Genomic DNA, 25,416 nt, shown 5'->3' on the forward strand with positions numbered 1-25,416 from the left:
GCGCGGATAGCTAGACGTCGATCTCGAGGCCGCACGCCGCCAGCCGGCGCCTCAGCTCCCCCCGCAGCCTGTCGAGGCCGTCAGGATGCAGCGCCTCGCAACGGCAGGTGAGCTTGGGCTCGGTGCCCGAGGCCCGCAGCAGCCACCAGCCGTCGGCGCTCTCCACACGCAGGCCCAGGCGGGGATCGAAGACCGCGCCCTCGTCGGCGAGCGTCCGGGCGACCTCGGCCACCACCTCCGCCTTGCGCGCCTCCGGACAGGGGATGCGCAGCTCGGGCGTGGCGAAGCTCGGCGGCAGGCTCTCCCGGAAGGCGGCGAGTCCGCCGGAGAGTCGCGACACCGCCAGGAAGGTCTGCACCGCCGCATAGACCGCGTCGTCCACCCCGCCCCAGCCGTCGGCGAAGAAGATGTGGCCGGAGAGCTCGCCGCCGAGCAGCGCCCCTTCCGCCTGGATGGCCTCGCGGACGTGGACGTAGCCGGAGGGCGAGATCACCGCCCGGCCGCCGGCCGCGGCCACGCCGTCGAACAGCACCTTCGAGCACTTCACGTCGGCCACCACCGCCGCGCCCGGCCGTCGAAGAAGCAGATCGCGGGCCAGCAGCAGGATGAGCTGGTCGGCCCAGAGGATGCGCCCCTGGGCGTCGACGACGCCGATCCGGTCGCCGTCCCCGTCGAAGGCCACGCCGAGGTCGCAGCCCTGCGCCATCACGGCCTCCGCCAACTGGGACAGGTTGGCGGCCACGGCCGGGTCGGGATGGTGCGCCGGGAAGCGGCCGTCGACGTGTGTGTTGATCAGGTGGTGCTCGCCGGGCAGGCGACGCGCGAGGCGCTCCACCACAGGGCCGGTGGCGCCGTTGCCGCAGTCCCAGGCCACCTTCAGCGGCGCCATCTCCGCCGCGGCGCGGGCGAGGTCGGCCACATAGGCGTCCAGGATGGAGACGCGCCGGGCGGATCCGCACGGATCGCGCAGGCATGGCCCCTCCACGAGCGCGTGCAGCCGCTCGCCGTGGACGCGCTGGTCGCCCAGCAGGATCTTGAAGCCGTTCTCGCCCGGGGGGTTGTGGGAGGCGGTGACCATGATCGCCCCGTCGAGCGCCAGCTCGCGGGCCGCGTAGCCGAGCATGGGGGTCGGTCCCAGGCCGATCCGCTCGACCTTGAGTCCGCCGTCGATCAGGCCCCAGACCAGGGCCTGCTCCAGGCTGGGCGAGCTCAGCCGGCCGTCCCGCCCGACGCCGACGCGTTCGAGGCCGGCGCGGCGGGCCGCGCTGGCGTAGGAGAGGCCCAGGGCGTAGGCCCCCGGCCGGTCGATGTCGCGTCCGACCTGGCCGCGGATGTCATAGGCGCGGATCGCCTCGCGCCGGATGCGCGACACGCCTGCGTCGCCGGGTCGCTCCGTTGTCCGGAGGCCCTCCTCCGCCGGGTGCTGCTCCGCCTCGAGGCTCATGGCGCTCTCCGGCTCAGGCTGACAGCCGGACCTCCTCGTCGGCCGCGCGGCCGCCGCCCCCGAGGTTCGCCTCGAACCAGGCGATGGTCGAACGCAGGCCCTGCTCCAGGGAGGTCACAGGGCGCCAGCCGAGCACCCGCTCGGCCTTGGAGATGTCTGGCCGGCGGCGCTTGGGGTCGTCCACCGGCAGCGACTGGTGGATCACCTCCGAGTTCGAGCCCGTCAGCGTCAGCACCAGGTCGACCAGCTCCATGATCGTGCGCTCGACGGGGTTGCCGATGTTCACCGGACCGGGCTGCGGACCGTCGTGTTCCATCAGCCGCACGAGACCGTCGACCATGTCGTCCACGTAGCAGAAGGACCGCGTCTGGGAGCCGTCGCCGAAAACGGTGATGTCCTCGCCCGTGAGCGCCTGGTGCACCACGTTGGAGACCACCCGGCCGTCGTCCGCCGAGAGCCTGGGCCCGTAGGTGTTAAAGATGCGGGCGACCCGCACCTCCGCCCGCTTCAGCCGGTCGTAGTCGAAGCACAGGGCCTCGGCGGCGCGCTTGCCCTCGTCGTAGCAGGCCCGCGGACCGGTGCAGTTGACGTGGCCCCAGTAGGTCTCCGCCTGCGGATGCATCTCCGGATCGCCGTAGACCTCGCTGGTCGACGAGATCAGGAACCGGGCCCCGGTCGCCTCGGCCAGCCGCAGCAGGCGCTGGGTGCCCAGCACGCTGGTCAGCATCGTGTGCTCGGGGTCCGCCTGGTAGAGCGGCGGCGAGGCCGCGCAGGCCAGGTTGTAGATCCGGTCGAACTTGCGGCGCGTGACCCGCGCCGGAAGGGCGTCGACGATGTCGGCCTTCACGAACTCGAAGTCGTCGCCCCGCTGAAGGCGGCTCAGGTTCTCGCGCTTGCCCGTCTGCAGGTTGTCCAGGCACACGACGTGCGCGCCCTCGTCGATCAGGCGTTCGCAGAGGTGGGAGCCGAGGAACCCGGCGCCTCCGGCGACGAGGACCTGCAGTTGCCGACCGTTCTTCATGTGCGTCCCTTCCAAACTCAACGCTCCCCTGCGGCCTGCCCCGGCCGTCTCATCTCAGGCTGTCACCAGGTCGTCCTTCGCCGCGGCGGCCATGGCCTCGGCCAGATGCGCCTCGAGCTCGGCCGCCCGGTGGGCCGCGGTGTGCTCGGCCAGGATGCGGGCGCGGGCGCCTTCGGCCATGGCCTGACGCACGGGCTCCGGCGTCTCGCGCAGGGTGCGGAGGACCTCGTCGGAGCCCAGCGCCAGGACGATCTCCCGCCCCGGCTCGAACAGCGTCTCCAGGCCGTCCCAGATGTCGGAGATGATCGGCGTGGCGCAGGCGGCGGCCTCGAAAAGGCGCACGCTCGGCGAATAGCCGGCGTCGATCATGTCGGCCCGGGTGACGTTCAGGGTGTAGCGGCTGGCGGCGTAGAACGCCGGATGGTCCACGGGCCCCACGTGGTCCAGCCGCTCGACGTTGGCCGGCCAGTCGATGTCGTCCGGGTACTGCGGCCCGGCGACACAGAACCTCAGGTCCGGGGCGCGCCGGGCCGGCTCCAGCAGCAGCCGCTCCAGGGTCGGCTGGCGATCGGGGCTGTAGGTGCCCAGGTAGGACAGGTCCCAGCGCTTCGGCTCGGCCAGCGGCCGGTAGGCCTCGGCGTCCACCGAGCAGTAGAGCGCGCGCGCGGCGGGCGAGCCGTAGCGGCGCATGAGCCGCTCCAGCGTCGGGCCGCCCGTGAAGGACAGGTAGGCGTCGTAGCCGGGGATCAGCTCCGGCGTCAGGTACTCGTGGTCGCCCGCGGCGAGCTTGGCCAGCGTCACCGGCGTGTCGATGTCGTAGAAGGCCGTCGCGCCTCGCGCGGTCTTCTGCACCCAGCGCCCGACGGCCACGCCGTCCGGCACATAGGAGCCGACGATCACCGCATCGGCCTGCTCCACCGTCTCGCGCCAGGCGAGGTGCAGGGCGCCCAGGTCGCCGTAGAACCGCAGGTCGCAGAAGTCGGGCCGCGCCAGGTCACGATGGGCCGCGTACCAGGGGACGTCCCGCTCCAGGAACAGCACCTCGTGGCCGCGGGCGGCGAAGGCCCGCAGCAGCGCGCGATAGGTGGTGGCGTGGCCGTTGCCCCAGGAGGACGATAGCGAGAGGCCCAGGACGACGAGCTTCACGCGAGGCTCCTTTCCCGCTTGGCGGCGGCCTCGCGGCGGATCAGGGCGTCGGCTTCCGCCGCCCGGCGGGCGTAGGTGTGCTCGGCCAGGATCCGCTGGCGGGCGGCCTCCCCGATCGCCCTCGCCCGCTCGGGCGTGAGGGCGGCCACGTGCTCGGCCACGTCCTGGCCGTCCCGGGCGACCAGCACCTCCTCGTCGGGGGTGAGGAACAGTTCGATCCCCTCCCAGGCGTCGGTGATCAGGCAGGCGCCCGCCCCGGCCGCCTCGAACACCCGCGTGGCCGGCGAGAAGCCGACGTCGGCCATGGAATCCCGGGCGACGTTCAGCACCGCCAGCGGGGAGCAGTTGAAGGCGTTGTGCTCGGCCGTGCCCACGTGGCCGATCCGCCGCACGTTGGCCGGCATGGCCTTGTCGTCCCAGCCGTTGCCGCCGATCAGGAACCGGCGCTCCGGCAGGCGGGCGGCGGGCTCCAGGAAGAACCGCTCCACCCGCGCCTCGCGGTCCGGCAGGCGGTTGGCGAGGAAGTTGAGGTCGCCCTCGAACCTCGCCTGCGCCGCCACCGGATGGTGGGTCGAGGCGTCGAGCGCATTGTAGATCGGCCGGCACAGCCGCGCGCCGGCGGCCTGGTAGGCGGTCACCACCGGCGGTCCGCCGCCGTAGGTCAGCACCAGGTCGAGCTGCGGCAGGACGCGGTGCATCACGTCGCCGGGATTGGCCCGCAAGTGGGCGAGCGTCGCCGGCGCGTCCACGTCCCAGAAGATCTTCACCGCGTGCGGCCGGGCCAGCGACATCACGCCTTCCAGCAGCTCGTCGTCGAAGACGCCGACGCCGCTGGCCTTCACCACCACGTCCGCCTCGGCCGCCGACGCGATCACGGTCTGCAGCGCGGTCTCGGTGGCCGGATAGACGACCACCCTGGCGTAGTCCGGCGGCTCGATGTCCTTGTGCTGCTGCCGGTCGAAGGCGTCGGGCTCGTAGAAGGTGATGTCGTAGCCGCGCTGGGCCAGCTCCGCGAGCAGGCCGCGGTAGTAGGTGGCCGCGCCGTTCCAGTAGGCGGAGAGCAGGCTCGAGCCGTAGAAGGCGATCTTCATCAGACGGTCTCCAGGGCGTTCTGGGGCGCGAGCTTCGCGGCGACGGCCATCAGCTCGTCCACGCGGTGCGCGCAGGTGTGGCGGGCGCGGATGGTCTCCAGGCCCGAGGCGACGAGCGACGCGCGGAGGTCCGGCTCGTTGGCGATGGCCCTGAGCTGGCGCTCCATCTCGGCGCCGTCGCGGGCGAACAGGAAGTCCTCGCCGGGCCGGAACAGGCCCTCGCTGTCGCTCCATGGCGCGGACACCAGCGGGATGCCGCAGGCCAGGGCCTCGAAGACGCGGATCGTCGGGATGCCCGGCAGCACCTCCACATAGAACCGACGCGGCACGTGCACGGTGGCGAGCCGGCGGGCGAACACCTCCGGCGCCCGGGCGTTCGGCAGCCAGCCGCGGTAGTCGACGCCGTAGCGGGCCAGCAGGGCCCGCGCCTCGTCGGGGTAGCGGACGCCGTAGATCTCCAGCGGCAGGCCCGCGCGCCGGGCCGGCGCCATCAGGAACTGCTCGAGCTCGGCGGTGCGCTCTCCGTCGCCCCAGTTGCCGATCCAGACCAGACCCTCGCGCTGACCCTCCTCCGCCGGCGGATGGAACAGCGCCGTATCGGCGGCCTCGTGCCAAACGAACACCCGCTCGCCCCAGCCCCAGCGGCGGTAGACCTCAGCCAGCGTCTCGCCGAACGCCAGCACCCCGTCGTAGCCGGAGAGGTCGAAGGCGCGGATGGCCTCCGGATCGCTCACCGCCCGGTGGTGGGTGTCGTGGAAGAGGAGCGTGAACCGCCCGCCCGCCGCGCGCGCCCGGCCCACGCGGGCCACCAGGGCCGGGTCGTTCCACTCGTGGACGATGACCAGATCCGCCCCGTCCAGCGCCCGGTCGAGGTCGAGGTCCGCGCCAAACCGGGTGGAGTTCAGCTCGGGATAGGCCTGGCGGTAGGCCCCCAGCCCCGCCTCGCCGTGGTCGGCCAGCAGATTCTGCAGGCTCCAGGCGTCGGCGGGCTCGAAGACCTGCACCGCCTCGCCGCGGCGGACCAGCTCGCGCAGCACGCCGCGCAGGAAGTGGGCGTTACCGTGGTTCCAGCAGGAGGCGAGCGAGTGGGTGAAGTAGACGACCTTCACGCCGCGACCTCCGCCGCCATGGGCGGGAACAGCTGCGGCTGGTAGTGGCGGTAGAGGTCGAGCACCCCCGCCGTCATGGCCTCGACCGTGTAGCGGCCGGCCCGCGCCTTGGCCTGCTGACCCCGCCGCTCGGCGTGCACCGGGTCGGCGAGCAGGTCGCGGAAGGCGGCGGCGAAGGCCTCGGGGCTCTCGGGGTCGCAGAACACCGCGGCGCCGTCCCACAGCTCGCGGAAGGTCGGGATGTCGGAGAGCACCAGGGCGCACCCCGCCTGGGCCGCCTCCAGGACCCCCAGCCCGAACGGCTCGTAAAGCGCCGCGGACGCGAAGATCGGCGCCCGCGCCAGCCAGCGGCCGACGGCGTCGTTGGACAGCCGGCCCAGCGCCTGGGCGTGTCTCAGCACCACCGGGCCGCCGCTCGGCCCCTGCAGCGGGCCCGCGGCCTGCAGCGGCGCGTCGATCAGGGCCGCGGCGCGGTCGAGGACGGCGATGTTCTTGCCCTCGTCCCACAGCCGGCCGGAGGTGAACACCATCGCCTCGCGCGCGGCGAGCGCCGGCGGGGCCGGACGCCGGCCGTTGTGGACCACGACGGGCCGCGGGATCTCGTAGGCCCGGGCGGTGTCCTCGGCGAAGGCCGCCGTCGGAGCCACCAGGACGTCGCAGGCCAGCATCCCCTGCCACAGCGCCTGGGAGCGCCAGCGGAAGTCGTGCGGCATCGGGCCGTCCTTCACCGCCCCCCACCAGGTGGCCAGGCAGGAGTGGCAGGCGCCGACCACCGGCACGGTGAAGCCGCCCTCGGCCGCCAGCGCCGGGCTGTTCAGGTGGACGATGTCCGCGCCGCTGCCGCGGGCGAGGCCGCGGACGGCCGCCCCGACTTCCAGCACCTCGGCCAGCTCGCTGGCCATCCAGTCGAGCGGCAGGCAGGTGTCGACCAGCGTCAGGTGCGGCACGGCGTGGGCCTGGGCGACCTGGTCCGGCGTCGGCGAGGGGCCGAGCACCACAAGCGTGGTCTCCGCGCCCGCGCGGGCAAGCCCCTGGGCGAGGTCGATCGAATAGGTCCAGACGCCCCCCACCGCGTCCGTCGTCATCAGCACGCGGGGCCGCGTGGGCCGGGCGAGGCCCACCTTCATCCGACGGCCTCGACGCGCTCGCGCCGGCTCGGCGGCGCGCTCCGCTCGGCGGCCAGCCACTGGGCGAGCGCCGCCACGCCGGTGCGCCAGTCCAGGGACTCGCCCAGCGCCAGCTCGCGCCGCGCGGCCGAAGGGTCGGAGACGTAGTAGCGCTGGTCGCCCGCCCGCCAGTCGGAGAACGACAGCTCCACCTTCCGGTGCAGCAGCTCCTCGATGTAGCCGATGAGCTGGACCAGGCTGACGGCGTTGTTCGGCCCACCGCCCAGGTTGAAGGCGCGGCCGCTGACGCGGTCGATCCGCCGCCAGGCGGCCATGTAGGCCTCCACCGTGTCGGCCACGTTCATGATGTCGCGCACCTGCCGGCCGTCGCCGTAGATGCTGATCGGCTGGCCCTCCAGGGCCCGGATCAGGAAGTGGGCGACCCAGCCCTGGTCCTCGGTGCCCATCTGGCGGGGCCCGTAGATGCAGCTCATCCGCAGGACGCAGGTCGGCAGGCCGAAGCTGCGCGAATAGTCCAGCACGTACTGGTCGGCCGCGCCCTTGGAGCAGCCGTAGGGGGTGTGGAAGTCCAGCGGCCGGCTCTCGCTGACGCCGCGGACGCGCAGCGCCGGGTCCGTCGGGCGGTAGGCGTCGCCCGCCAGCTCCAGCGGCACGTCGGCCAGGTCGCCGTAGACCTTGTTGGTGCTGGCGAAGATCACCGGAGTGTGGCCGCCCTTGCGCCGCGCGGCCTCCAGGATGTTCAGCGCCCCCTGGACGTTGATCTCGAAGTCCTCGACCGGGTCGGTCAGGCTGGTGGTCACCGCGACCTGGGCGGCGAGGTGGAACACCGCCTGGGCTTCGCGCACCGCCTCGTCCACCGCGCGGCGGTCGCGGGTGTCGGCGGCGAGGTGCGTGATCCGGCCGCCGTGGCGGGATTTCAGCCAGGCCAGGTTCCGCTCGACGCCCTCGCGCATGAGGGCGTCCTGCACGATCACCGCATGGCCCTCGGAGGCCAGCCGGTCGGCGAGGTTGGAGCCGATGAACCCTGCCCCGCCGGTCACCAGGACCGGAGCGCCGGCCCCGCTCATGCCACCAGCCCGCGCATCTCGAGCTCCTTGCGGGCTTCGACGACGCGGTCCTCGGCTTCCTGGCGCGCCACCCATTCGGCGAGCTCGGCCAGGCCCTCGGAGAAGTCCTCCTGGGCCTCGTAGCCCAGCACGGTGCGCGCCTTGGTCAGGTCGGGGATGCAGTGGCGGATATCGCCGGCCCGGGCCTTGCCGGCCAGCTCGGGCCTCAGGTCCGGACGGCCCATGGCCTGCGCCTGCAGCAGGGCCACCTCCTCCACCGTCCGGTCGACGCCGGAGCCCACGTTGAACACCTCGCCGTCGGCCTCGGCCTTGTCGAGGGCGAGCAGGAATGCCCGGGCAACGTCGCGGACATGGACGAAATCCCGCCGCTGCTGGCCGTCCTCGAACACCATCGGCGCCTGGCCGTTGGCGATGCGGCTGGCGAAGATGGCCAGCACACCGGTGTAGGGGTTGGAGAGCGCCTGGCCCGGGCCGTAGGCGTTCCACAGACGCAGCGCCGAGCCGCCCATGCCGTACTGCTTAGTGAGGGTCAGCGTCAGCCGCTCCTGCACGAACTTGCCGATCGCGTAGACCGACTTGATGCCGTTGTTCTTGCTCTCGGGCGTCGGCACGGGGATCAGCGGACGCCCCTCGTCGTCCAGCGGGTCCCAGGAGTCGTCGGGATTGCGGCCGCCGCGGACCACGTCCTCCATCAGCCGGCCGTCCCGGGTGCGGTAGAGCCCCTCGCCGTAGATCGACATCGAGGAGGCCACGACCACCCGCTCGACCGGATTGTCGATGAGCTGCTGGAACAGCACCGCGGTGCCGTAGTCGTTGACCGAGGTGTAGCGGTCGACGGCGTACATGCTCTGGCCGACGCCGACCTCGGCCGCCAGGTGGACCACCTTGTCCACGCCCTTCAGCGCCTTCAGCACCATGGCCTCGTCGCGGACGTCGCCCACAAGGAGCTCCACGTCCTCGGCGAGCTCGGTCGGGCGCTGCCGGGTGGGGTGGACCTGCTCGATCAGGCTGTCGAGGACGCGCACCCGCGCGCCCCGCTCCAGCAGGGCCTGGGCCAGGTGACGGCCGATGAAGCCGGCCCCGCCGGTGATGAGGATCTGTTCGGACATGGCGCGGCTAACCTTTCCGCCGGGCGGCGGACTGCGCGCGGAGCGCGATCGCCGGAATTTCGAGGAATTCAGGGTGGCGGGCGGAGGAATAGGCCGCGAGCCGCTCGGACAGGTCGTGAATCGCCAGGCGCAGACGCGCGGCGAACCTTGCGGCTGGTTTTCCGTTTACCCGACTGGCCTTGGGCCAATGGGCCAGGGCCGGGGCCCGCGCCTTGATGCGGGCCTTCAAGTTCTTCGCTCGGCTCATGGCGGTCCCTCGCCGTCACACCCGCCAAGCTAACCCTTCATCTTCATGTAAGTTCCCTGAGACGGCCAAGTATTGGTTCCACCGACGCAGTTGTCCGCGCAACCAAATTCTCGTGAGCGGAACCGGCACATCATTTGATAGCTGAGTTCCAAGAATTCGCCGCGACGAACACTGTTATCGTCCGACAATCGGGTTCCCACTGCACAGGTTGAAGGAACAAAGCTCAGGCCAAGCTGTTTCAGAGGTACTTACCTCGCCCGGGCCGGCCGCGGCGGAAGGGGGACGCATGAGCCGCAAGAAACTGAGGGTGGGCATCGTGGGCGTGGGCAACTGCGCCTCGTCGTTCGTGCAGGGCCTGACGCACTACGCCCAGGCCAGCTCCAACGAACCACCGCCCGGACTGATGCACGTGGAGCTCGGCGGCTACCACGTGGGCGACATCGAGGTCGCGGCGGCCTTCGACATCCACGCGGGCAAGGTCGGTCGCGACGTGGGCGAGGCGATCCTCGCACCGCCCAACAACACCTACGTCTTCGAGCGCCCGAAGAAGACCGGCGTGACGGTCCAGCGCGGACCCACCCTGGACGGCATCGGCCGCTACATGGAGGGCGACATCGAGGAGGCGGAGGCGCCGCCCGTGGACGTGGCCGAGGCGTTGAAGGCCTGCGGCGCGGACGTCCTCGTCTCCTACCTGCCGGTCGGCTCCCAGCACGCCACCGAATACTACGCCCAGCAGGCGCTGGAGGCGGGATGTGCCTTCGTCAACTGCATACCGGTGTTCATCGCGTCGAACCCGGTGTGGGCCAAGCGTTTCGAGAAGCGCGGCCTGCCGATCATCGGGGACGACATCAAGAGCCAGGTGGGCGCCACCATCATCCACCGGGTGCTTGCCAACCTGTTCCGCGAGCGCGGCGTGCGGATCGACCGCACCTACCAGCTCAATTTCGGCGGCAACTCCGACTTCAAGAACATGCTCGAGCGCGAGCGTCTGACGTCGAAGAAGATCTCCAAGACCCAGGCCGTGACCAGCCAGCTCGACGTGCCGCTCGACGAGGGCGACATCCACGTGGGCCCCAGCGACTACGTGCCGTGGCTCACCGACCGCAAGTGGGCGCACATCCGGGTCGAGGGGACCACCTTCGGCGGCGTACCCCTGAACGTGGAGCTGAAGCTGGAGGTCTGGGACAGCCCGAACTCCGCGGGCATCGTCATCGACGCCGTCCGCTGCGCCAAGCTGGGCCTCGACCGCCGGCTGGGCGGCCCCCTCCTCGGCCCTTCCAGCTACTTCATGAAGAGCCCGCCCGAGCAGTACACCGACAACGAGGCCCGGGAACGGACCCTGCGCTTCATCGAGGGCGAGGAGCCGGCGGCCCCGAAGAAGCGCGCAGCGGTGCAGCTGGCCTCGTGACCACGACGGTCTTCCTCGTGCGCCACGGATCCACCGACCACCTGGGCCACGTGATCTCCGGACGGATGGACGGGGTGGCCCTGAACGACGCCGGCCGACGCGAGGCCGCGGCCGCCGCCGGCCGCCTGCGCCACGAGCGGATCGAGGCGCTCTACACCAGCCCGCTGCAGCGCACGCGGGAGACGGCGGCGGCGATCGGGGAGGCCCTCCGGCTGGAGCCGCGGGCGGAGGACGGTCTCCTGGAGATCGACTTCGGCGACTGGACGGGCGCGCGGTTCGCGGACCTGGACGGCGACCCCGTCTGGCGTCGCTGGAACGACGAGCGGAGCGCCGCCCGCGCGCCGCGGGGCGAGACCATGGCCGAGGTGCAGGAGCGTCTGGTGCGCTGGGTGGAGACGGTAAGGGCGCGGCATCCGCAGGGCCGCATCTGCGCCGTCAGCCATGCGGACGTGATCAAGGCGCTGCTGGCCCATGTGCTCGGCTTCTCGCTGGACCGCCACGACGCGATCGAGGTCGGACCGGGGTCGGTGAGCGTTCTTTGTGCGGGCGACTGGGGAATGAAGGTGCTGAGCGTGAACGAGGCTTGCCGATGACCACCCTGACGGCGGACCAGATCCGCGAGCGCGCCGCCGCGCTCGGCGACTGGTTCCACAACATCGACCTGGACGGCGTCCAGACCGCGCCTAACCACTTCCTGAACGACTATCCGAACGTGAAGTGGCGGACCTTCCAGCACGTGATCCCGGAGGATCTCACCGGCAAGACGGTGCTCGATATCGGCTGCAACGCCGGCTTCTACTCCATCGAGATGAAGCGCCGCGGCGCCGACCGGGTGCTGGGCGTCGACTTCGACGAGCGCTACCTCGAGCAGGCCCGCTTCGCCGCCGAGGTGAAGGGCCAGGACATCGAGTTCCGGCAGCTCTCCGTCTACGACGTGGCCGAGCTCGGCGAGCGCTTCGACATCGTGCTGTTCATGGGCGTGCTCTACCACCTGCGGCACCCGCTGCTGGCGCTCGACCTCATCCACGACAACGTCTGCCGGGACCTGCTGATCTTCCAGTCGATGCAGCGCGGCAGCGCCGAGGAGCTGCCGGTCCGGGCCAACTACGACTTCTTCGAGCAGGACCACTTCAACGAGCCCGGCTACCCGAAGATGCACTTCATCGAGCACGAGTACGCCAACGACTGGACCAACTGGTGGGCGCCCAACGCCGCCTGCTCGGCGGCCATGCTGCGCAGCGCCGGGTTCGAGATCCTCGAACACCCCGAGGAGGAGGTCTTCGTGTGCCGGCGCACCGAGCGGCCGAAGCCGATGGGGGCCGTCTATCCGGCCAGGCCCCGGACGAACGGCGCGACCAGCGGCAAGGGCAACGGAAGGGGTCACGCATGATCGAAGCGGCGAAGATCTGGAACGAGCCGAACAACAAGAGCCACTGGGACCCGAACCTCGATCCCGAGTGGGACCTGTTCGCCGGCATGACCAAGCTGGCCGGCCAGGCGATCGCGGCGGAGAACGGAAGCCTCACCCGGGTGCTGGGCGGCATGAGCCCGATCGATCCGCATTTCGTGCGCCGGCTCGATGATAAGGGCGTGCTCGACCACGTCGACGTGGTGGCGGTGCACGGCTTCCCGCTCGACTGGAACCTCTGGTCGATCGACGAGTGGCCCGCCAAGGTCGACGAGATCCGCGCCGTGACCGACAAGCCCATCTGGATCACCGAGGTGGGCGTCTCCTCGTTCGGCTCCGAGGAGGTCCAGGCCTGGGGCGTGAAGAAGACCGCCGACCTGCTGGTCGGCAAGGTCCCGCGCCTGCACTGGTATTCGCTCTACGACCTGCCGAAGACCTGGGAGGCCACCACCCGGCACAAGGAGGCCGAGGGCTCCTCCTACTACCGGCACTTCCACATGGGCCTGCTGCGAGAGGACGGCTCGCCGAAGCCGGCCGTGGAGGCCTATGCGCCCTACGCCGCCGACATGGGCCTGTGTCAGTGGTTCCACTTCGAGGACCACCGGCTGGACGACGCCGTCGCCTGGATGCGGCGTCTCGGCGTGAAGCACCTGCGCACCGGCCTGTCCTGGGCCGACAGCTTCCGCCCGGACGCGGACCGCTGGTTCGACCGGCAGATGGAGGCGCTCGCCGACTTCGACGTCACGGTCACCTTCTGCTTCACGCCGGAGCACCGCGGGATCGAGCCGCACCACACCAGCCCGCCGCAGGTCGCCGAGGAGTTCGCCGAGTTCTGCGGGCGGATGGTTCGACGCTATGCGCCGGCCTCGAGCGCCGCCCGCCGGGCGGTGGCCGCGGAGTAGCTCCATGGACGGGGCGTGGACCCCGAACCTGAGCTGGGTGGCGGCCGGCCTCGCCGTGGGCGGCAGCTTTCCGGCCGGCCGCGCCGGGGACCTCGCCAGGGCACACGGCGTGGGGGCCGTGATCGACGTCCGGTCCGAGGCCTGCGACGATCCCGACGAACTCGCCGCCTGCGGCCTGCGCTTCCTGCACCTGCCGACGCCCGACCACCATGCGGTGGCCCAGCCCATGCTGGACCTCGGCGTCGACTTCGCCGGGCAGGCCAAGGCGGACGGCCTGAGCGTGCTGGTCCACTGCGAGCACGGCATCGGCCGCTCGGCCCTGGTGGCGCTGTGCGTGCTGGTGGACCGCGGCCTGGGCCCCCTGGAAGCGCTGGCCCGCGCCAAGGACGCCCGGGCGCTGGTCTCCCCCTCGCCCGCGCAGTACGACGCCTGGGTGGCCTGGCTGGGCCGCCGCTCGCCCGACGCGCGGATCCCCACCTTCGACGCCTTCAAGGCCATCGCCTACCGCCACCTCCACGTCAGGTCCTGAGATGCTGGTCTACGGCGACCAGCCCAGGCGCGAGCGTCCCCGCGACAAGCTCGCGGCGATCGAAACCGCGCTGGCCTCCGGCGACCGGACCCGCGCGCTGATCGAGGCCGGCGAGCTGGCGCAGGGACTGGCGGACGCGGAGTTCGCGGTCCTCGGTTTCGACCACGACACCCCCATCCAGGCTGCGGCCATGGCCCTCTGCGTCGCCGTGGCGGGAGGCCGTCCAGGCGGGGCCGCGGCGGCCCGGGTGGACGCTTTCGACCTGCCCTCCGAGGTGTCGGTGAAGACGCCGGAGGGCTACGCCTTCTATGGGCTCTATCCGGAGAGCTACGACCTCGCGGCGCGGTCGTACGCCTGGCCCTCGCCGCCGTTCGTTATTGGCCTGCGCAGCATCGGGACCAGCCTCGCCGCCGTCGTCGCCGCCGCCACGAGCGCGGCCGAGGTGGTCAGCGTCCGCCCCATCGGCCATCCCTTCCGCCGGGAGCTACGCCTGTCGGCCGCCGTGCGCGCGCGGCTGGCCGCCCACGTCGGCCCCTTCGCCGTCGTCGACGAGGGTCCCGGCCTCTCCGGCAGCTCCTTCGGCGCGGCGGCCGACGCCCTCGAGTCGCTCGGCGTCGCGGCCGACCGGATCGTCTTCCTGCCCGGCCACGGGGGCGACCTCGGGCCGGAGGCCTCGCCCCGCCACCGCGCCCGCTGGGCTGCCGCCACCCGCCTCGTGGCCCAGGCCCCCTGCCCCGTCGCCGACTGGTTCGCCGACCTGACCGGCCCCGTTGTCGATGCCGGCGACCTGCCGGGAACCACCTGGAAGGTCCGTCTCGGCGACGGCTTCGTGGCCCGCTTCGCGGGCCTGGGCGCCATCGGGGAGCACAAGCTGGCCCGCGCCCGCGCGCTGCACGCCGCCGGCTTCGGCCCCGAGCCGCTCGCCCTGCGCCACGGCCTGCTCCTGCAGCGGTGGGTCGACGGCGAGGTCCGGCCCCCCTCGCTCGACCGGCTCGGCCGCTACCTCGCCTTCCGCCGCGAGGCCTTCCCCGCCCGCCCCGGCGCCGATCCTGCCGCCCTGATCGAGATGGCCCGGGTGAACGTGGCCGAACTGCTCGGTGAGCCTGCCGGCCGCGAGACCGCCCGACGGCTTCAGGCCCTGCCGCTCGACCTGGCCCGCCCCCGGCCCATCCACGTCGACGGCCGGATGCACCGCGAAAAGTGGATCGCCGGCGTGAAGCTGGACGTCCTCGACCACTCCGAGGCCCACGACCTCGTCGGCGGCCAGGACATCGCCTGGGACGTCGCCGGCGCCGCCCTGGAACTCGGCCTTTCGCCGGCAGAAACCGCCGGTCTCGCCCGCGCGGCGGACGCGGACCCGGTCATGCTGGCCCTGTTCGAGACCTGCTATCCGGCCTTCCAAGTCGGCCTCTGGACCATGGCCGGCGACCCCGCCCGCGCCGCGCCCTACCGCGACCGGCTGGCTCAGCTGATGGGGGCGAGCGGCGCGGCCGAAAAGGCTGCGCACGCGACCCAGGCCTGAACTGCGGGCATGCATCGGCGGTTCTTTCCGCGGAGGACATCGCCATGCCCGAGCAGCCCGACCTCAACCCCGGCGACGAGGTGACCCCCGGCACGCCGCAGAGCGGCGAGGCCGTCTGTCCCGCCTGTCAGGGCACAGGCCGTGAGGACAGCGGCGACGCCTGCCTGCAGTGCGGCGGGTCGGGCAAGATCATCGCCCTCGTCGGCGACGCCTAGCGGCGCGCGGCGCCCTCCGCCGCCGGTAGAGGCCGTTATGCAATTGACGCGATGGGGAACGGCGTTCTTCAGCCTCCCGTTGTGGGCATCAGCGGCCGCCCGACGTGGCCGGCAAAGAGGGATGCCCAATGAAGACGATCTGGATGGCGGCCGCCGCAGCCGGTGCGCTCGGCCTCGCCGCCTGCGCAGGCGGCATGAACGACGGGTCCGCCCCATCAGCTCTGGCGAGCGGCTCACCGGCCGCCGCGGCGGCCCCGACCACGGCCACGGCGTTCATGGCCGAGGCCGCGCGGAGCGACATGTATGAGATCCAGTCCAGCCAGCTGGCGATGACCCGCGGCGCGTCGCAAGGGGTGAAGGACTTCGCCCAGATGATGGTGCGCGACCACACGAATTCGACCCAGATGGTCATGGACGCCGCGCGCTCGGGCGGCATGACGCCGCCGCCGCCGCCGCCGCTTGACGCCCGTCGCGCCGGGATGCTCGACCAGCTGCGCGGCGCCTCGGGCGCGGCGTTCGACCGGCTGTACCTCAGCCAGCAGCGGATGGCCCACCAGGAGGCGCTGGCGCTGCACAGCGGCTATGCCCAGAACGGCGACAACGCGGCCCTGCGCGGCGGAGCCGGCAAGATCGCGCCGATCGTGCAGCAGCACCTGACGCACGTGCAGCAGCTGCAGCCGGGCTAGAGCCCTAGCGGGGCAGCCGGGTGGTCCCCATCAGGAACTCGTCCACCGCACGGGCGCACTGGCGGCCCTCCCGGATCGCCCAGACCACCAGCGACTGGCCCCGCCGCATGTCGCCGCAGGTGAAGATGCTGGGGACCGAGGTGCGGTAGTCGACCACGTTGGCCTTCACGTTGCCGCGCGGGTCGAGGTCGACGCCGCCCTGCTCCACCAGGCCCGCATGGCGGGGCCCGACAAAGCCCATGGCCAGGAGGACCAGGTCCGCCTTCAGCTCGAAGGTGGAGCCCTCCACCTCCTGCATCTTCAGCCGGCCGTCGGGACCCGGGACCCACTCCAGGCGCACGCATTCAAGCGCGGTGACCTTGCCGTCCTTGCCGACCACCCGCTTGGTGGCCACGGCGAAGTCGCGGTCGCAGCCCTCCTCGTGGCTCGACGAGGTGCGCAACTTCAGCGGCCAGTCCGGCCAGGTGACGGCCTTGTTCTCGCGCTCCGGCGGGCGGGGCATGATCTCCAGCTGCACCACCGAGGCTGCCCCCTGGCGGTTGGAGGTGCCGATGCAGTCGCTGCCCGTGTCGCCGCCGCCGATCACCACCACGTGCTTGCCGGCCGCCGACAGCGTGCCCTGCGGCGCAGCGATGGCTTCCGGGTCGCCGGCGTTGCGCTTGTTCTGCTGGACCAGGAACTCCATGGCGAAGTGGACGCCCTCCAGCTCGCGGCCGGGGACCTCCAGGTCGCGGGGCGCCTCGGCGCCGCCGGCGAAGACCATGACGTCATAGTCGTCCAGCAGGCGCTGAACCGAGACCGTCGCGCCGACCTCGAAGTTGGTGCGGAAGATGACCCCCTCGGCCTCCATCTGCCGGATGCGCCGGTCGATGAGGTGCTTCTCCATCTTGAAGTCGGGGATGCCGTAGCGGAGCAGGCCGCCGATGCGGTCGCTCTTCTCGAAGACGGTCGGCGCATGGCCGGCGCGGGCGAGCTGCTGGGCGCAGGCCAGGCCCGCAGGCCCGGAGCCCACCACCGCCACGCGCTTGCCGGTGCCGCGGGGCGACGGCTCGGGCCGGATCCAGCCCTCGTCCCAGCCGCGATCGACGATCTGGCACTCGATCGTCTTGATGGTCACCGGCGTGTCGGGGATGTTCAGGGTGCAGGACGCCTCGCACGGCGCGGGGCAGACGCGGCCAGTGAACTCCGGGAAGTTGTTGGTCGACTGGAGGTTCTCCAACGCCGCCTGCCAGTGGTCCCGGTAGATCAGGTTGTTGAAGTCCGGGATCTGGTTGTTGACCGGGCAGCCCTGGTGACAGAACGGGATGCCACAATCCATGCAGCGGGCGGCCTGCTGGCGCAGCTCGCCCTCCGGCAGCGGGTGGACGAACTCCTTCCAGTGCTTCAGGCGCGCTTCGGGCGGGTCGTAGCCACGGTCGTGGCGCTCGATCTCGAGGAAGCCGGTGGGCTTGCCCATCGGGGAACTCCGGAACTCTGAAGGGTTATTCGGCGGCGACGGCGGCGGCCGTCTCGCGCTCGGTGGCGAGCTCCAGGAGCGCGCGGCGGTAGTCGGTGGGCATCACCTTCACGAACGAGCCCAGCGCCTGGTCCCAGTTGTCCAGGATCTCGGCCGCCCGGGCGGAGCCCGTGTGCAGCTTGTGGCGCTCGATCAGGATGCGCAGGCGTTCGGCGTCGAAGCGTAGCATGTCGCCCATGCCGTTGTTCTCGACGCTCAGCGCCCGCTGGCTCGGCCGGAACGGTTCGTCCGCGGCGTTGGCGGGACCGGGCGTCGCGGGCTGCACCGCTTCCAGGTCCACCATGGCGGTGTTGCAGAGCTCCCGGAACTTGCCGCGGGGGTCGTAGACATAGGCCACCCCGCCGCTCATGCCGGCGGCGAAGTTGCGGCCGGTGTCGCCCAGGACCACGACCACCCCGCCGGTCATATATTCGCAGCCGTGGTCGCCCACGCCCTCCACCACCGCCACGGCGCCGGAGTTACGGACCGCGAACCGCTCGCCGGCCACGCCCTCGAAGTAGGCCTCGCCCGCGATGGCGCCGTAGAGCACGGTGTTGCCGACGATGATGTTGCGGGTCGGCTCGCGCCGGGCCTCCGGCGGCTGGCGCACGACCACCCGGCCGCCCGACAGGCCCTTGCCCACATAGTCGTTGGCGTCGCCCACCAGCTCCAGGGTCACGCCCCGGGCCAGGAAGGCGCCGAAGCTCTGGCCGGCGTTGCCCTTCAGCTTCAGCGAGATGGTGTCGTCCGGCAGGCCGGCGTGGCCGTAGCGGCGCGCCACCTCGCCCGACAACATCGCGCCCACGGTGCGGTTGATGTTGCGCACGGGGTATTCGCCGCGGACCGGCTCGCCGTTCTCCAGCGCCGCCCTGGCGTCGGCGATCAGGGTGTGGTCGAGGGCGCGGCCCAGGCCATGGTCCTGCCGGTCCATGTTCCACAGCCCCTTCCGGCCCTCGGCGGGCGCGGCGTAGAGGATGCGCGACAGGTCGACGCCGTGCGCCTTCCAGTGGTCCAGCGCCGGATCCATGTCGAGGCGATCGACGCGGCCGATCATCTCGTTGAGCGTGCGGAAGCCCATCTCGGCCATGATCTCCCGCAGCTCCTCGGCCACGAAGAAGAAGTAGTTGATCACGTGCTCGGGCTGGCCGGTGAAGCGTGCTCGAAGCACCGGATCCTGGGTCGCCACCCCCACCGGGCAGGTGTTCAGGTGGCACTTGCGCATCATGATGCAGCCGGCGGCGATCAGGGGCGCGGTGGCGAAGCCGAACTCGTCCGCGCCCAGCAGGGCGCCGATGGCGACGTCGCGTCCAGTGCGCAGGCCGCCGTCCACCTGCACGGCGATGCGGGTGCGCAGGCCGTTGAGCAGCAGGGTCTGCTGGGTCTCGGCCAGACCGATCTCCCAGGGCGAGCCCGCGTGCGTCAGCGAGGTCAGCGGCGAGGCGCCCGTGCCGCCCTCGAAGCCCGAGATGGTCACATGGTCGGCTCGCGCCTTGGCCACGCCCGCGGCCACGGTGCCCACGCCAACTTCAGACACCAGCTTCACGGAGATGCGGGCGCCGGTGTTGACGTTCTTCAGGTCGTGGATGAGCTGGGCCAGGTCCTCGATAGAATAGATGTCGTGGTGCGGCGGCGGCGAGATCAGGCCGACGCCCGGCGTGGAATGCCGGACGCGGGCGATGTTCTTGTCGACCTTGTGCCCGGGCAGCTGGCCGCCCTCCCCGGGCTTGGCGCCCTGGGCCATCTTGATCTGGATGTCGTCTGCGTTGACCAGGTACTCGGTCGTCACGCCGAAGCGCCCCGAGGCCACCTGCTTGATCGCCGAGCGCATGGAGTCGCCGTTCGGCAGCGGCTTGAAGCGGTCGCTCTCCTCGCCGCCCTCGCCCGTGTTCGAGCGGCCGCCGATGCGGTTCATGGCGATGGCCAGCGTGGTGTGCGCCTCACGGCTGATCGAGCCGAAGCTCATCGCGCCGGTGGAGAAGCGCTTCACGATTTCCGACGCGGGCTCCACCTCGTCGAGCGGGATCGGCTTGTCGGCCGGACGGAAGCGCATCAGGCCGCGCAGCGTCAGCAGGCGCTCGGACTGCTCGTTGATGGAGGCGGCGAACTGCCGGTACTCGTCGGGCAGGTTGGCGCGCACCGCGTGCTGCAGGCGCGACACCGTCTCCGGGCTCCAGGCGTGGGACTCGCCGCGCAGCCGCCAGGCGTACTGGCCGCCCACGTCGAGCATGGTCTTGTAGATCGGGTTGTCGCCGAAGGCGTCGCGGTGACGGCGGACGCACTCCTCGGCGATCTCCGCCAGGCCGACGCCCTCGATGGTCGTGGCGGTGCCGGTGAAGTACCGGTCGATCAGCGCCGACGAGAGGCCAACGGCGTCGAAGATCTGGGCGCCGCAATAGGACTGGTAGGTGGAGATGCCCATCTTGGACATCACCTTCAGCACGCCCTTGCCCACCGCCTTGATGTAGTTCTTCCGCGCGTCGTAGGCGGAGACCGGGAGGTCCTGGCGGGCGCGCAGTTCCTCGATCGTCTGGAAGGCCAGGTAGGGGTTCACGGCCTCCGCGCCGTAGCCGGCGAGCACGCAGAAATGGTGCACCTCGCGCGCCTCGCCGGTCTCGATGACGAGGCCGGTCTGCATGCGCAGGCCCTGACGGATCAGGTGGTGGTGCACGGCCGCAGTGGCGAGCGCTGCCGGGATCGGGATACGGTCCGGCGACACGGCCCGGTCGGACAGGATCAGGATGTTGACGTCGGCCAGGACGTTGTCCGTGGCCTCCCGGCAGATGCGGTCGATGGCCTTCTCGAGGCCGGCCGCGCCCTCTTCCGCCGGCCATGTCGTGTCGATGGTCGCGGTGCGGAAGGCGCCGTCCAGGAGGTCATGGATCGAGCGGATCTTGGCCAGGTCTTCGTCGGTGAGGATCGGCTGGGAGACCTCGAGGCGCTTGTGCGTGCCGGCCTGGCGGCCGAGCAGGTTCGGACGTGGCCCGATCATCGAGACTAGGCTCATCACCAGCTCTTCCCGGATCGGGTCGATCGGCGGGTTGGTGACCTGGGCGAAGTTCTGCTTGAAGTATTCGTAGAGCAGCTTCGGCCGCCGCGAGAGCACGGCGATCGGCGTGTCCGAGCCCATGGAGCCCACGGGGTCGTCGCCGGCCCGCGCCATGGGCTCCAGGAAGAACTTCAGGTCCTCCTCGGTGTAGCCGAAGGCCTGCTGGCGATCGAGCAGGGTGTCCGGATCGTTGGTGCGCGGCGCCTCGTCCTCGGGCGCGAGCGCGAGTTCCTCCAGCTTGAACTGGGTCTCGGAGAGCCACTCCTCGTAGGGCGCGGCTTCGGCGAGGGTGCGCTTCAGCTCCTCGTCCTCGACGATGCGGCCCTCTTCCATGTCGATGAGCAGCATCTTCCCGGGCTGCAGCCGCCACTTGCGGACGATGCGCTCCTCGGGGACCTCCAGGACGCCCGACTCCGAGGCCATGATCACGTGGTCCTGGTCCGTGATGATGATCCGCGCCGGGCGCAGGCCGTTGCGGTCCAGGGTGGCGCCGATCTGGCGGCCGTCGGTGAAGGCCACCGCGGCCGGGCCGTCCCAGGGTTCCATCAGGGCGGCGTGGTATTCGTAGAAGGCCCGCCGCTCCTTGCTCATCAGCGGATTGCCCGCCCAGGCTTCCGGGACGAGCATCATCATGGCGTGGGCCAGCGGGTAGCCGCCGGCCACCAGCAGCTCCAAGGCATTGTCCAGGCAGGCCGTGTCGGACTGGCCGTGCGGAATCAGCGGCCACATCTTGTTGAGGTCCGGCCCCAGCAGGTCGCTCTCCATGGAGCGCCGGCGGGCGTTCATCCAGTTCACGTTGCCGCGGACCGTGTTGATCTCGCCGTTGTGGGCGATGAACCGGTAGGGGTGCGCCAGCCGCCAGGAGGGGAAGGTGTTGGTGGAGAACCGCTGGTGAACCAGCGCCAGCGCCGACTCCGCGCGCTCGTCCAGGAGGTCCTTGTAGAAGGTCCCCACCTGGTGGGCCAGCAGCAGGCCCTTGTAGACCACCGTGCGGGTGGACAGCGACGGCATGTAGAAATCGACCACGCCCGGCAGGTCGCGCTTGGCGGCCAGTTCGCGCAGCGGGTTCTGGGTCTGCTTGCGGACGGCCAGCAGCTTGCGCTCGTGGGCGGCCTGATCCTTCACGTTCGGCCCCCGGCCGATGAAGGCCTGGCGGACCACCGGCATGGAGGCCAGCACGGCCTCGCCCAGCCCCGTTGTGTCGACCGGCACGTCGCGCCAGCCCAGCAGGGGCTGCTTCTCGACCCTCAGGAAGTGCTCGAACTGCTCGACCACGGCCGCGCGGGAGGCCTCGTCCTGCGGCAGGAAGCACATGGCCACCGCATATTCGCCGAACGGCGGAAGGGCCACGCCGGCGTCGGCCGCCCAGGCGCGATAGAGGGTGTCCGGAATCTGGATCAGGATGCCCGCGCCGTCGCCGACCAGCGGGTCGGCGCCCACGGCGCCACGGTGGTCCAGGTTGACCAGGATCTGCAGCCCGGCCTCGATCACCTCATGCGATTTGCGGCCCTTGATGTTGGCCACAAAACCCACGCCGCACGCATCGTGCTCGTTCGCCGGATCGTACAGTCCTTGCCGCTCGGGCAGCCGCATATGCTTCTCTCACGCAAACACGCCGATACGCGGCCGTTCCTCCACCTCCGAGGGGGCCGTGACGTGCATTCGCGGGCATTTACCCGGCAAGATCAGCCCTTGTCGATGGGCTGGAAGCTCGGCGGCTGGAAGATTTTTCCAATCACCGCGCCGTGGACGTGAGAATGCGTCGCACTCAGGGCGGGGTAAGCGCCTGCGGTCCGCGACAGACCATCCAGCCGCTCGGTGTCCGCCGGTAGACGAGCGGGGTGTAGGTTCCGGGCTTCAGCGCGCTGACGCGGTAGACGGTGCTGAAGCCGCTCGCCTCGGCGGCTTTGGGCGCCTTGAAGTGGGTGGCCACGTCGGGCCGGGGCTGGTCCACCCGAAGAGGCGCAGCGTAGTCGCCGTCCGGACCTTGCAGGCGCGCCCAGCCCAGGGGTGAGGTGTTGCGGCGGGCCAGCTCCGAAATCCAGCCGTTGATCGACAGGTCCAGGCCCTCGGGCGCCGCGACGAGGGTCGCGATCTCTAGGTTGCAGCTCGGCGTCGGGAGAGCCGCGTCCAGCAGGGCCGCGGTGGCGGGCGTGATGGGCGCCATCACTGGAAGCTGCGCCGGTGGCGACGGCGCGGCGGCCGCGGAGGCGGCCCCCGGCGCTGCGGTCAGCGGAACCGCTTGGGCGATGCGGGCGGTCGCCTCCGCAGACGCCGCCGGGGCCGGGTTGAGGGCGTAGCCGAGGCCGGATTCCAGCACCTCCAGCACCACCGCGTCCGGATCGAACCGGGCGATCAGGTCCTCGCGCCAGGCGCCGTCCTGGGTGTGCGAGAGCACGATCCGGCTGAAGTGGGTGTAGAGGAAGGGCACGAGAGCGTTGGAGAAGGAATCCATCGTCATCATGAGCACCGGCTTTCCCGTCTCGCCGGTCTCGATGACATGCGGCTTGGTCCAGTCATGGACGGGATCCAGCCAGGTGATCGTGGACCGCGCCTCCGCCGCCGGATCGCCGAGCTCGAGGTAGTCGACGTCCACGAAGCTCGCGACGCCGAGCATGAGCGCCAGGTTGCGCGGCTTGTTGGGGTGCCCAGGCCGCAGTTCCTGGAAGTCGGAGACCGGCCGCGGGTCCTCGGTGACGACGCCCAGCGCCTTCAGCCGGCGCATCAGGGCGGCGTAGCCCTCCCAGGCGCCAGGACCGGTCCAGTGGGTGTCGTGAAGGCTGTAGGTCTTCACGCCCCGGCGCGTGGCCGCGACCATCGCCTCGTGCAGGTAGATGACGTCGCCGGCGCCGGTCGTCCGGGCAAGCTCAGCGAAACGGACCGCGCGGCGATCTGGATTGAGCCGGTACCAGTGGGGCGCGTGCTGCGGATAGACCGCCTCCTGCATCGGCGGGACGAGCACGAGGTAGGGGACGCCGCGCGCCCTGAGCGCCTCGGTGCGGCCGGCCAGGCCGCCGAGCCAGGCGCGCGTGTCGGCCGGCGCTGGGGGCGGATCCCGGCTCGCGGCCATGTGGTCCCCGCCGTCGAAGAACAGCCAGCCCTCGCGGCCCACCACCACCCGCGGCGAGCCGGAGACGCCGAACACCATGCGGGCGCGGTTGAGAAGTCCGATCAGGTGCGGGCGGACCGGGAACTTGTCCGCCACGTACTTGTCCGCCTCCTTACGGAAGGCGCGGAAGCCGGCGAGGTCCTTGGGCCAGGCGGGGCGCGAGGCGAGCACGCGGTTCTCGTCGACGTCCGGCGCGCGCACGAAGCGGGGCGCGACGAAGGCCGCCGCCATCATCAGCAGGACGGTCGCGATCAGGATCCGCCAGTGGAGACGCGAGGCCAGCACCGATCAGAACCGGAAGTAGAGGAAGGGGTTGAGCGTCGAGCCCACGAGGAAGGCGATCGACAGCGCGAAGCCCACGGCCAGCAGCGGCGCCGGCAGGGCGTGCACCGAGCGGGTGTCGAGGCGGGCCGGCAGCACCTCGGAGGGCGCCTCGGCCCGCGCCGTGCGCAGGCGCTCCATCACCCAGGGCAGCGCCGGGAACGCCAGCACCGAGCCGACCACCAGGGCCGCGATCACCTGGGCGTCGAGCAGGATGACAAGCGGGACGTCCGGGGCCGCGAGGCGGGCCGGATCGAACATCGCCTTCAGGTAGGTCAGCGCCTCCGGCAGCGTTTCGGCCCGGAAGAAGACCCAGCCGACCATGACCACCAGCAGGGTGTAGCCGTGGCGCGCGGGCCCGGGCAGGCGCTCAAGCAGACGGCCGAGACCGAACCGCTCCAGCATCAGGAAGGCGCCGTGGTAGAGGCCCCAGACAACGAACTGCCAGGCCGCGCCGTGCCACAGGCCGGTGAGGAAGAAGACGACCATCAGGTTCCTGACCGTCTTCAGCTGGCCGTGCCGGTTGCCGCCCAGCGGGATGTAGACGTAGTCGCGGAACCAGGACGACAGACTGATGTGCCAGCGCCGCCAGAACTCAGTGATCGAGCGCGCGACGTAGGGGTAGTCGAAGTTCTTCGGGAAGGTGAAGCCCAGCATGAAGGCCAGGCCGATCGCCATGTTCGAATAGCCGCAGAAGTCGAAATAGATCTGCAGGGTGTAGGCCCAGATCCCCAGCCAGGCGGCCGTCGCGGTGAGCGCGGTCCCCTCCAGGCCGAAGGCGTGGTCGGCCAGCGCCGCCACCGTATTGGCCACCAGCACCTTCTGGGCGAGGCCGACGATGAAGTACTGCACCCCCAGGCCGATGTGGCCGCTCTTGCGGCGATCGGCGTGCATCTCGTCGCGGATGTCGGCGTAGCGCACGATGGGTCCCGCGATCAGGTGCGGGAACATCAGGATGTAGGCGGCGAAGCGCAGAGGGTCGCGCTCCACCTTCACCGTGCCGCGGTGGACGTCCACCACATAGCTGACCAGCTGGAAGGTGAAGAAGGAGATGCCGAGCGGCAGGGTGGTCTCGATCGCCGGCAGCGGGTCGGACGGCAGGGCGCGATTGAGGTTCTCGGCGATGAAGCCGGCGTACTTGAACCAGCCCAGCACCGCAAAGTCGGCGACCACCAGGGCCACCAGCAGGGCGATCCTGCCGCGGCGCGTCCTGGCGGCGTCGATGGCCAGCGAGCCCGCGTAGTTCAGCGCGATCAGGGCGCCCAGGAGGAAGACGTAGGCGCCCTCCCCCCACACGTAGAAGGCGGCGCTGCCGACCAGGAGGGCGCCCGCGCGCCAGCCGGACGCGTAGTAGCCTACCAGGAAGACCGGCAGGAAATAGAAGATGAAGATGACTGAACTGAAGACCATCCGC

21 protein-coding genes are annotated in these 25,416 nt (G+C 71.2%); 8 read left to right on the forward strand and 13 right to left on the reverse strand.

Annotated elements, in window-relative coordinates; translation table 11 throughout:
* Nucleotides 1-10: 10 nt before the first annotated feature.
* Genes VM685_RS00840 through VM685_RS00880 form a run of 9 tightly spaced genes read right to left on the reverse strand, consistent with a single transcriptional unit; the run spans nt 11 to nt 9,361 of the window.
* Entirely contained in the window at nt 11-1,444 is a 1,434-nt protein-coding gene (locus VM685_RS00840) for a phosphomannomutase/phosphoglucomutase (protein ID WP_325458210.1), read from the reverse strand.
* Nucleotides 1,445-1,457: 13 nt separating this feature from the next.
* Nucleotides 1,458-2,465 (reverse strand): UDP-glucuronic acid decarboxylase family protein, encoded by a 1,008-nt coding sequence (locus VM685_RS00845; protein ID WP_325458211.1) that lies wholly within the window; start codon nt 2,463-2,465, stop codon nt 1,458-1,460.
* Between the two features lie 54 nt (nt 2,466-2,519).
* Complete coding sequence (locus VM685_RS00850; RefSeq protein WP_325458212.1) at nt 2,520-3,611, reverse strand: CgeB family protein; 1,092 nt, start codon at nt 3,609-3,611, stop codon at nt 2,520-2,522.
* Nucleotides 3,608-4,702: a CgeB family protein gene (locus tag VM685_RS00855; protein WP_325458213.1), complete on the reverse strand. Its 1,095-nt coding sequence runs from the start codon at nt 4,700-4,702 to the stop codon at nt 3,608-3,610. The genes VM685_RS00850 and VM685_RS00855 overlap by 4 nt, the downstream gene beginning before the upstream one ends.
* Nucleotides 4,702-5,811 carry a CgeB family protein gene (locus VM685_RS00860; RefSeq protein WP_325458214.1) on the reverse strand — a complete coding sequence of 370 codons (1,110 nt, stop codon included), beginning with the start codon at nt 5,809-5,811 and terminating at the stop codon, nt 4,702-4,704. Before VM685_RS00860 ends, VM685_RS00855 begins: the two co-directional genes overlap by 1 nt.
* Nucleotides 5,808-6,938, reverse strand: a complete 1,131-nt coding sequence (locus tag VM685_RS00865) for a glycosyltransferase family 4 protein (RefSeq protein ID WP_325458215.1) — start codon at nt 6,936-6,938, stop codon at nt 5,808-5,810. Before VM685_RS00865 ends, VM685_RS00860 begins: the two co-directional genes overlap by 4 nt.
* Nucleotides 6,935-8,005: an SDR family NAD(P)-dependent oxidoreductase gene (locus VM685_RS00870; RefSeq protein WP_325458216.1), complete on the reverse strand. Its 1,071-nt coding sequence runs from the start codon at nt 8,003-8,005 to the stop codon at nt 6,935-6,937. Before VM685_RS00870 ends, VM685_RS00865 begins: the two co-directional genes overlap by 4 nt.
* Nucleotides 8,002-9,114, reverse strand: a complete 1,113-nt coding sequence (locus VM685_RS00875) for an NAD-dependent epimerase/dehydratase family protein (RefSeq protein WP_325458217.1) — start codon at nt 9,112-9,114, stop codon at nt 8,002-8,004. The genes VM685_RS00870 and VM685_RS00875 overlap by 4 nt, the downstream gene beginning before the upstream one ends.
* A gap of 7 nt (nt 9,115-9,121) precedes the next feature.
* The gene (locus VM685_RS00880) at nt 9,122-9,361 is read right to left on the reverse strand and encodes a hypothetical protein (protein WP_325458218.1); all 240 of its coding nucleotides are present in this window, start codon (nt 9,359-9,361) and stop codon (nt 9,122-9,124) included.
* A gap of 286 nt (nt 9,362-9,647) precedes the next feature.
* On the opposite strand from VM685_RS00880, the gene VM685_RS00885 reads away from it, so the two are divergent.
* The 8 genes from VM685_RS00885 (at nt 9,648) to VM685_RS00920 (ending at nt 16,031) form a co-directional block, all read left to right on the forward strand.
* Nucleotides 9,648-10,769 (forward strand): inositol-3-phosphate synthase, encoded by a 1,122-nt coding sequence (locus VM685_RS00885; protein WP_325458219.1) that lies wholly within the window; start codon nt 9,648-9,650, stop codon nt 10,767-10,769.
* Entirely contained in the window at nt 10,766-11,362 is a 597-nt protein-coding gene (locus VM685_RS00890) for a histidine phosphatase family protein (RefSeq protein ID WP_325458220.1), read from the forward strand. Before VM685_RS00885 ends, VM685_RS00890 begins: the two co-directional genes overlap by 4 nt.
* Nucleotides 11,359-12,159, forward strand: coding sequence for a TIGR04290 family methyltransferase (locus VM685_RS00895; RefSeq protein ID WP_325458221.1), 801 nt, complete (start codon nt 11,359-11,361; stop codon nt 12,157-12,159). Before VM685_RS00890 ends, VM685_RS00895 begins: the two co-directional genes overlap by 4 nt.
* Nucleotides 12,156-13,079: a beta-xylosidase gene (locus tag VM685_RS00900; protein WP_325458222.1), complete on the forward strand. Its 924-nt coding sequence runs from the start codon at nt 12,156-12,158 to the stop codon at nt 13,077-13,079. The genes VM685_RS00895 and VM685_RS00900 overlap by 4 nt, the downstream gene beginning before the upstream one ends.
* Nucleotides 13,080-13,083: 4 nt before the next feature.
* Nucleotides 13,084-13,608, forward strand: coding sequence for a protein-tyrosine phosphatase family protein (locus VM685_RS00905; RefSeq protein ID WP_325458223.1), 525 nt, complete (start codon nt 13,084-13,086; stop codon nt 13,606-13,608).
* A gap of 1 nt (nt 13,609) precedes the next feature.
* On the forward strand, nt 13,610-15,130 hold the full coding sequence (locus VM685_RS00910; RefSeq protein WP_325458224.1) for a hypothetical protein: 1,521 nt from the start codon (nt 13,610-13,612) through the stop codon (nt 15,128-15,130).
* A gap of 44 nt (nt 15,131-15,174) precedes the next feature.
* Nucleotides 15,175-15,345, forward strand: coding sequence for a hypothetical protein (locus VM685_RS00915; protein ID WP_325458225.1), 171 nt, complete (start codon nt 15,175-15,177; stop codon nt 15,343-15,345).
* Between the two features lie 128 nt (nt 15,346-15,473).
* Complete coding sequence (locus tag VM685_RS00920; RefSeq protein WP_325458226.1) at nt 15,474-16,031, forward strand: DUF4142 domain-containing protein; 558 nt, start codon at nt 15,474-15,476, stop codon at nt 16,029-16,031.
* Nucleotides 16,032-16,035: 4 nt separating this feature from the next.
* On the opposite strand, the gene VM685_RS00925 is transcribed toward VM685_RS00920, so the two are convergent.
* The 4 genes from VM685_RS00925 to VM685_RS00940 all read right to left on the reverse strand — a co-directional run bounded on the left by VM685_RS00925 (nt 16,036) and on the right by VM685_RS00940 (nt 25,412).
* On the reverse strand, nt 16,036-17,487 hold the full coding sequence (locus VM685_RS00925; protein WP_325458227.1) for a glutamate synthase subunit beta: 1,452 nt from the start codon (nt 17,485-17,487) through the stop codon (nt 16,036-16,038).
* A gap of 25 nt (nt 17,488-17,512) precedes the next feature.
* Nucleotides 17,513-22,165 (reverse strand): glutamate synthase large subunit, encoded by a 4,653-nt coding sequence (gltB, locus tag VM685_RS00930; protein ID WP_325458228.1) that lies wholly within the window; start codon nt 22,163-22,165, stop codon nt 17,513-17,515.
* 175 nt (nt 22,166-22,340) lie between these two features.
* Nucleotides 22,341-23,966: an alginate O-acetyltransferase AlgX-related protein gene (locus VM685_RS00935; protein WP_325458229.1), complete on the reverse strand. Its 1,626-nt coding sequence runs from the start codon at nt 23,964-23,966 to the stop codon at nt 22,341-22,343.
* Between the two features lie 3 nt (nt 23,967-23,969).
* On the reverse strand, nt 23,970-25,412 hold the full coding sequence (locus tag VM685_RS00940; protein WP_325458230.1) for an MBOAT family O-acyltransferase: 1,443 nt from the start codon (nt 25,410-25,412) through the stop codon (nt 23,970-23,972).
* Nucleotides 25,413-25,416: the final 4 nt, after the last annotated feature.

It is taken from the genome of Phenylobacterium sp., from assembly GCF_035539035.1.
Taxonomy (GTDB): Bacteria; Pseudomonadota; Alphaproteobacteria; order Caulobacterales; family Caulobacteraceae; genus Phenylobacterium.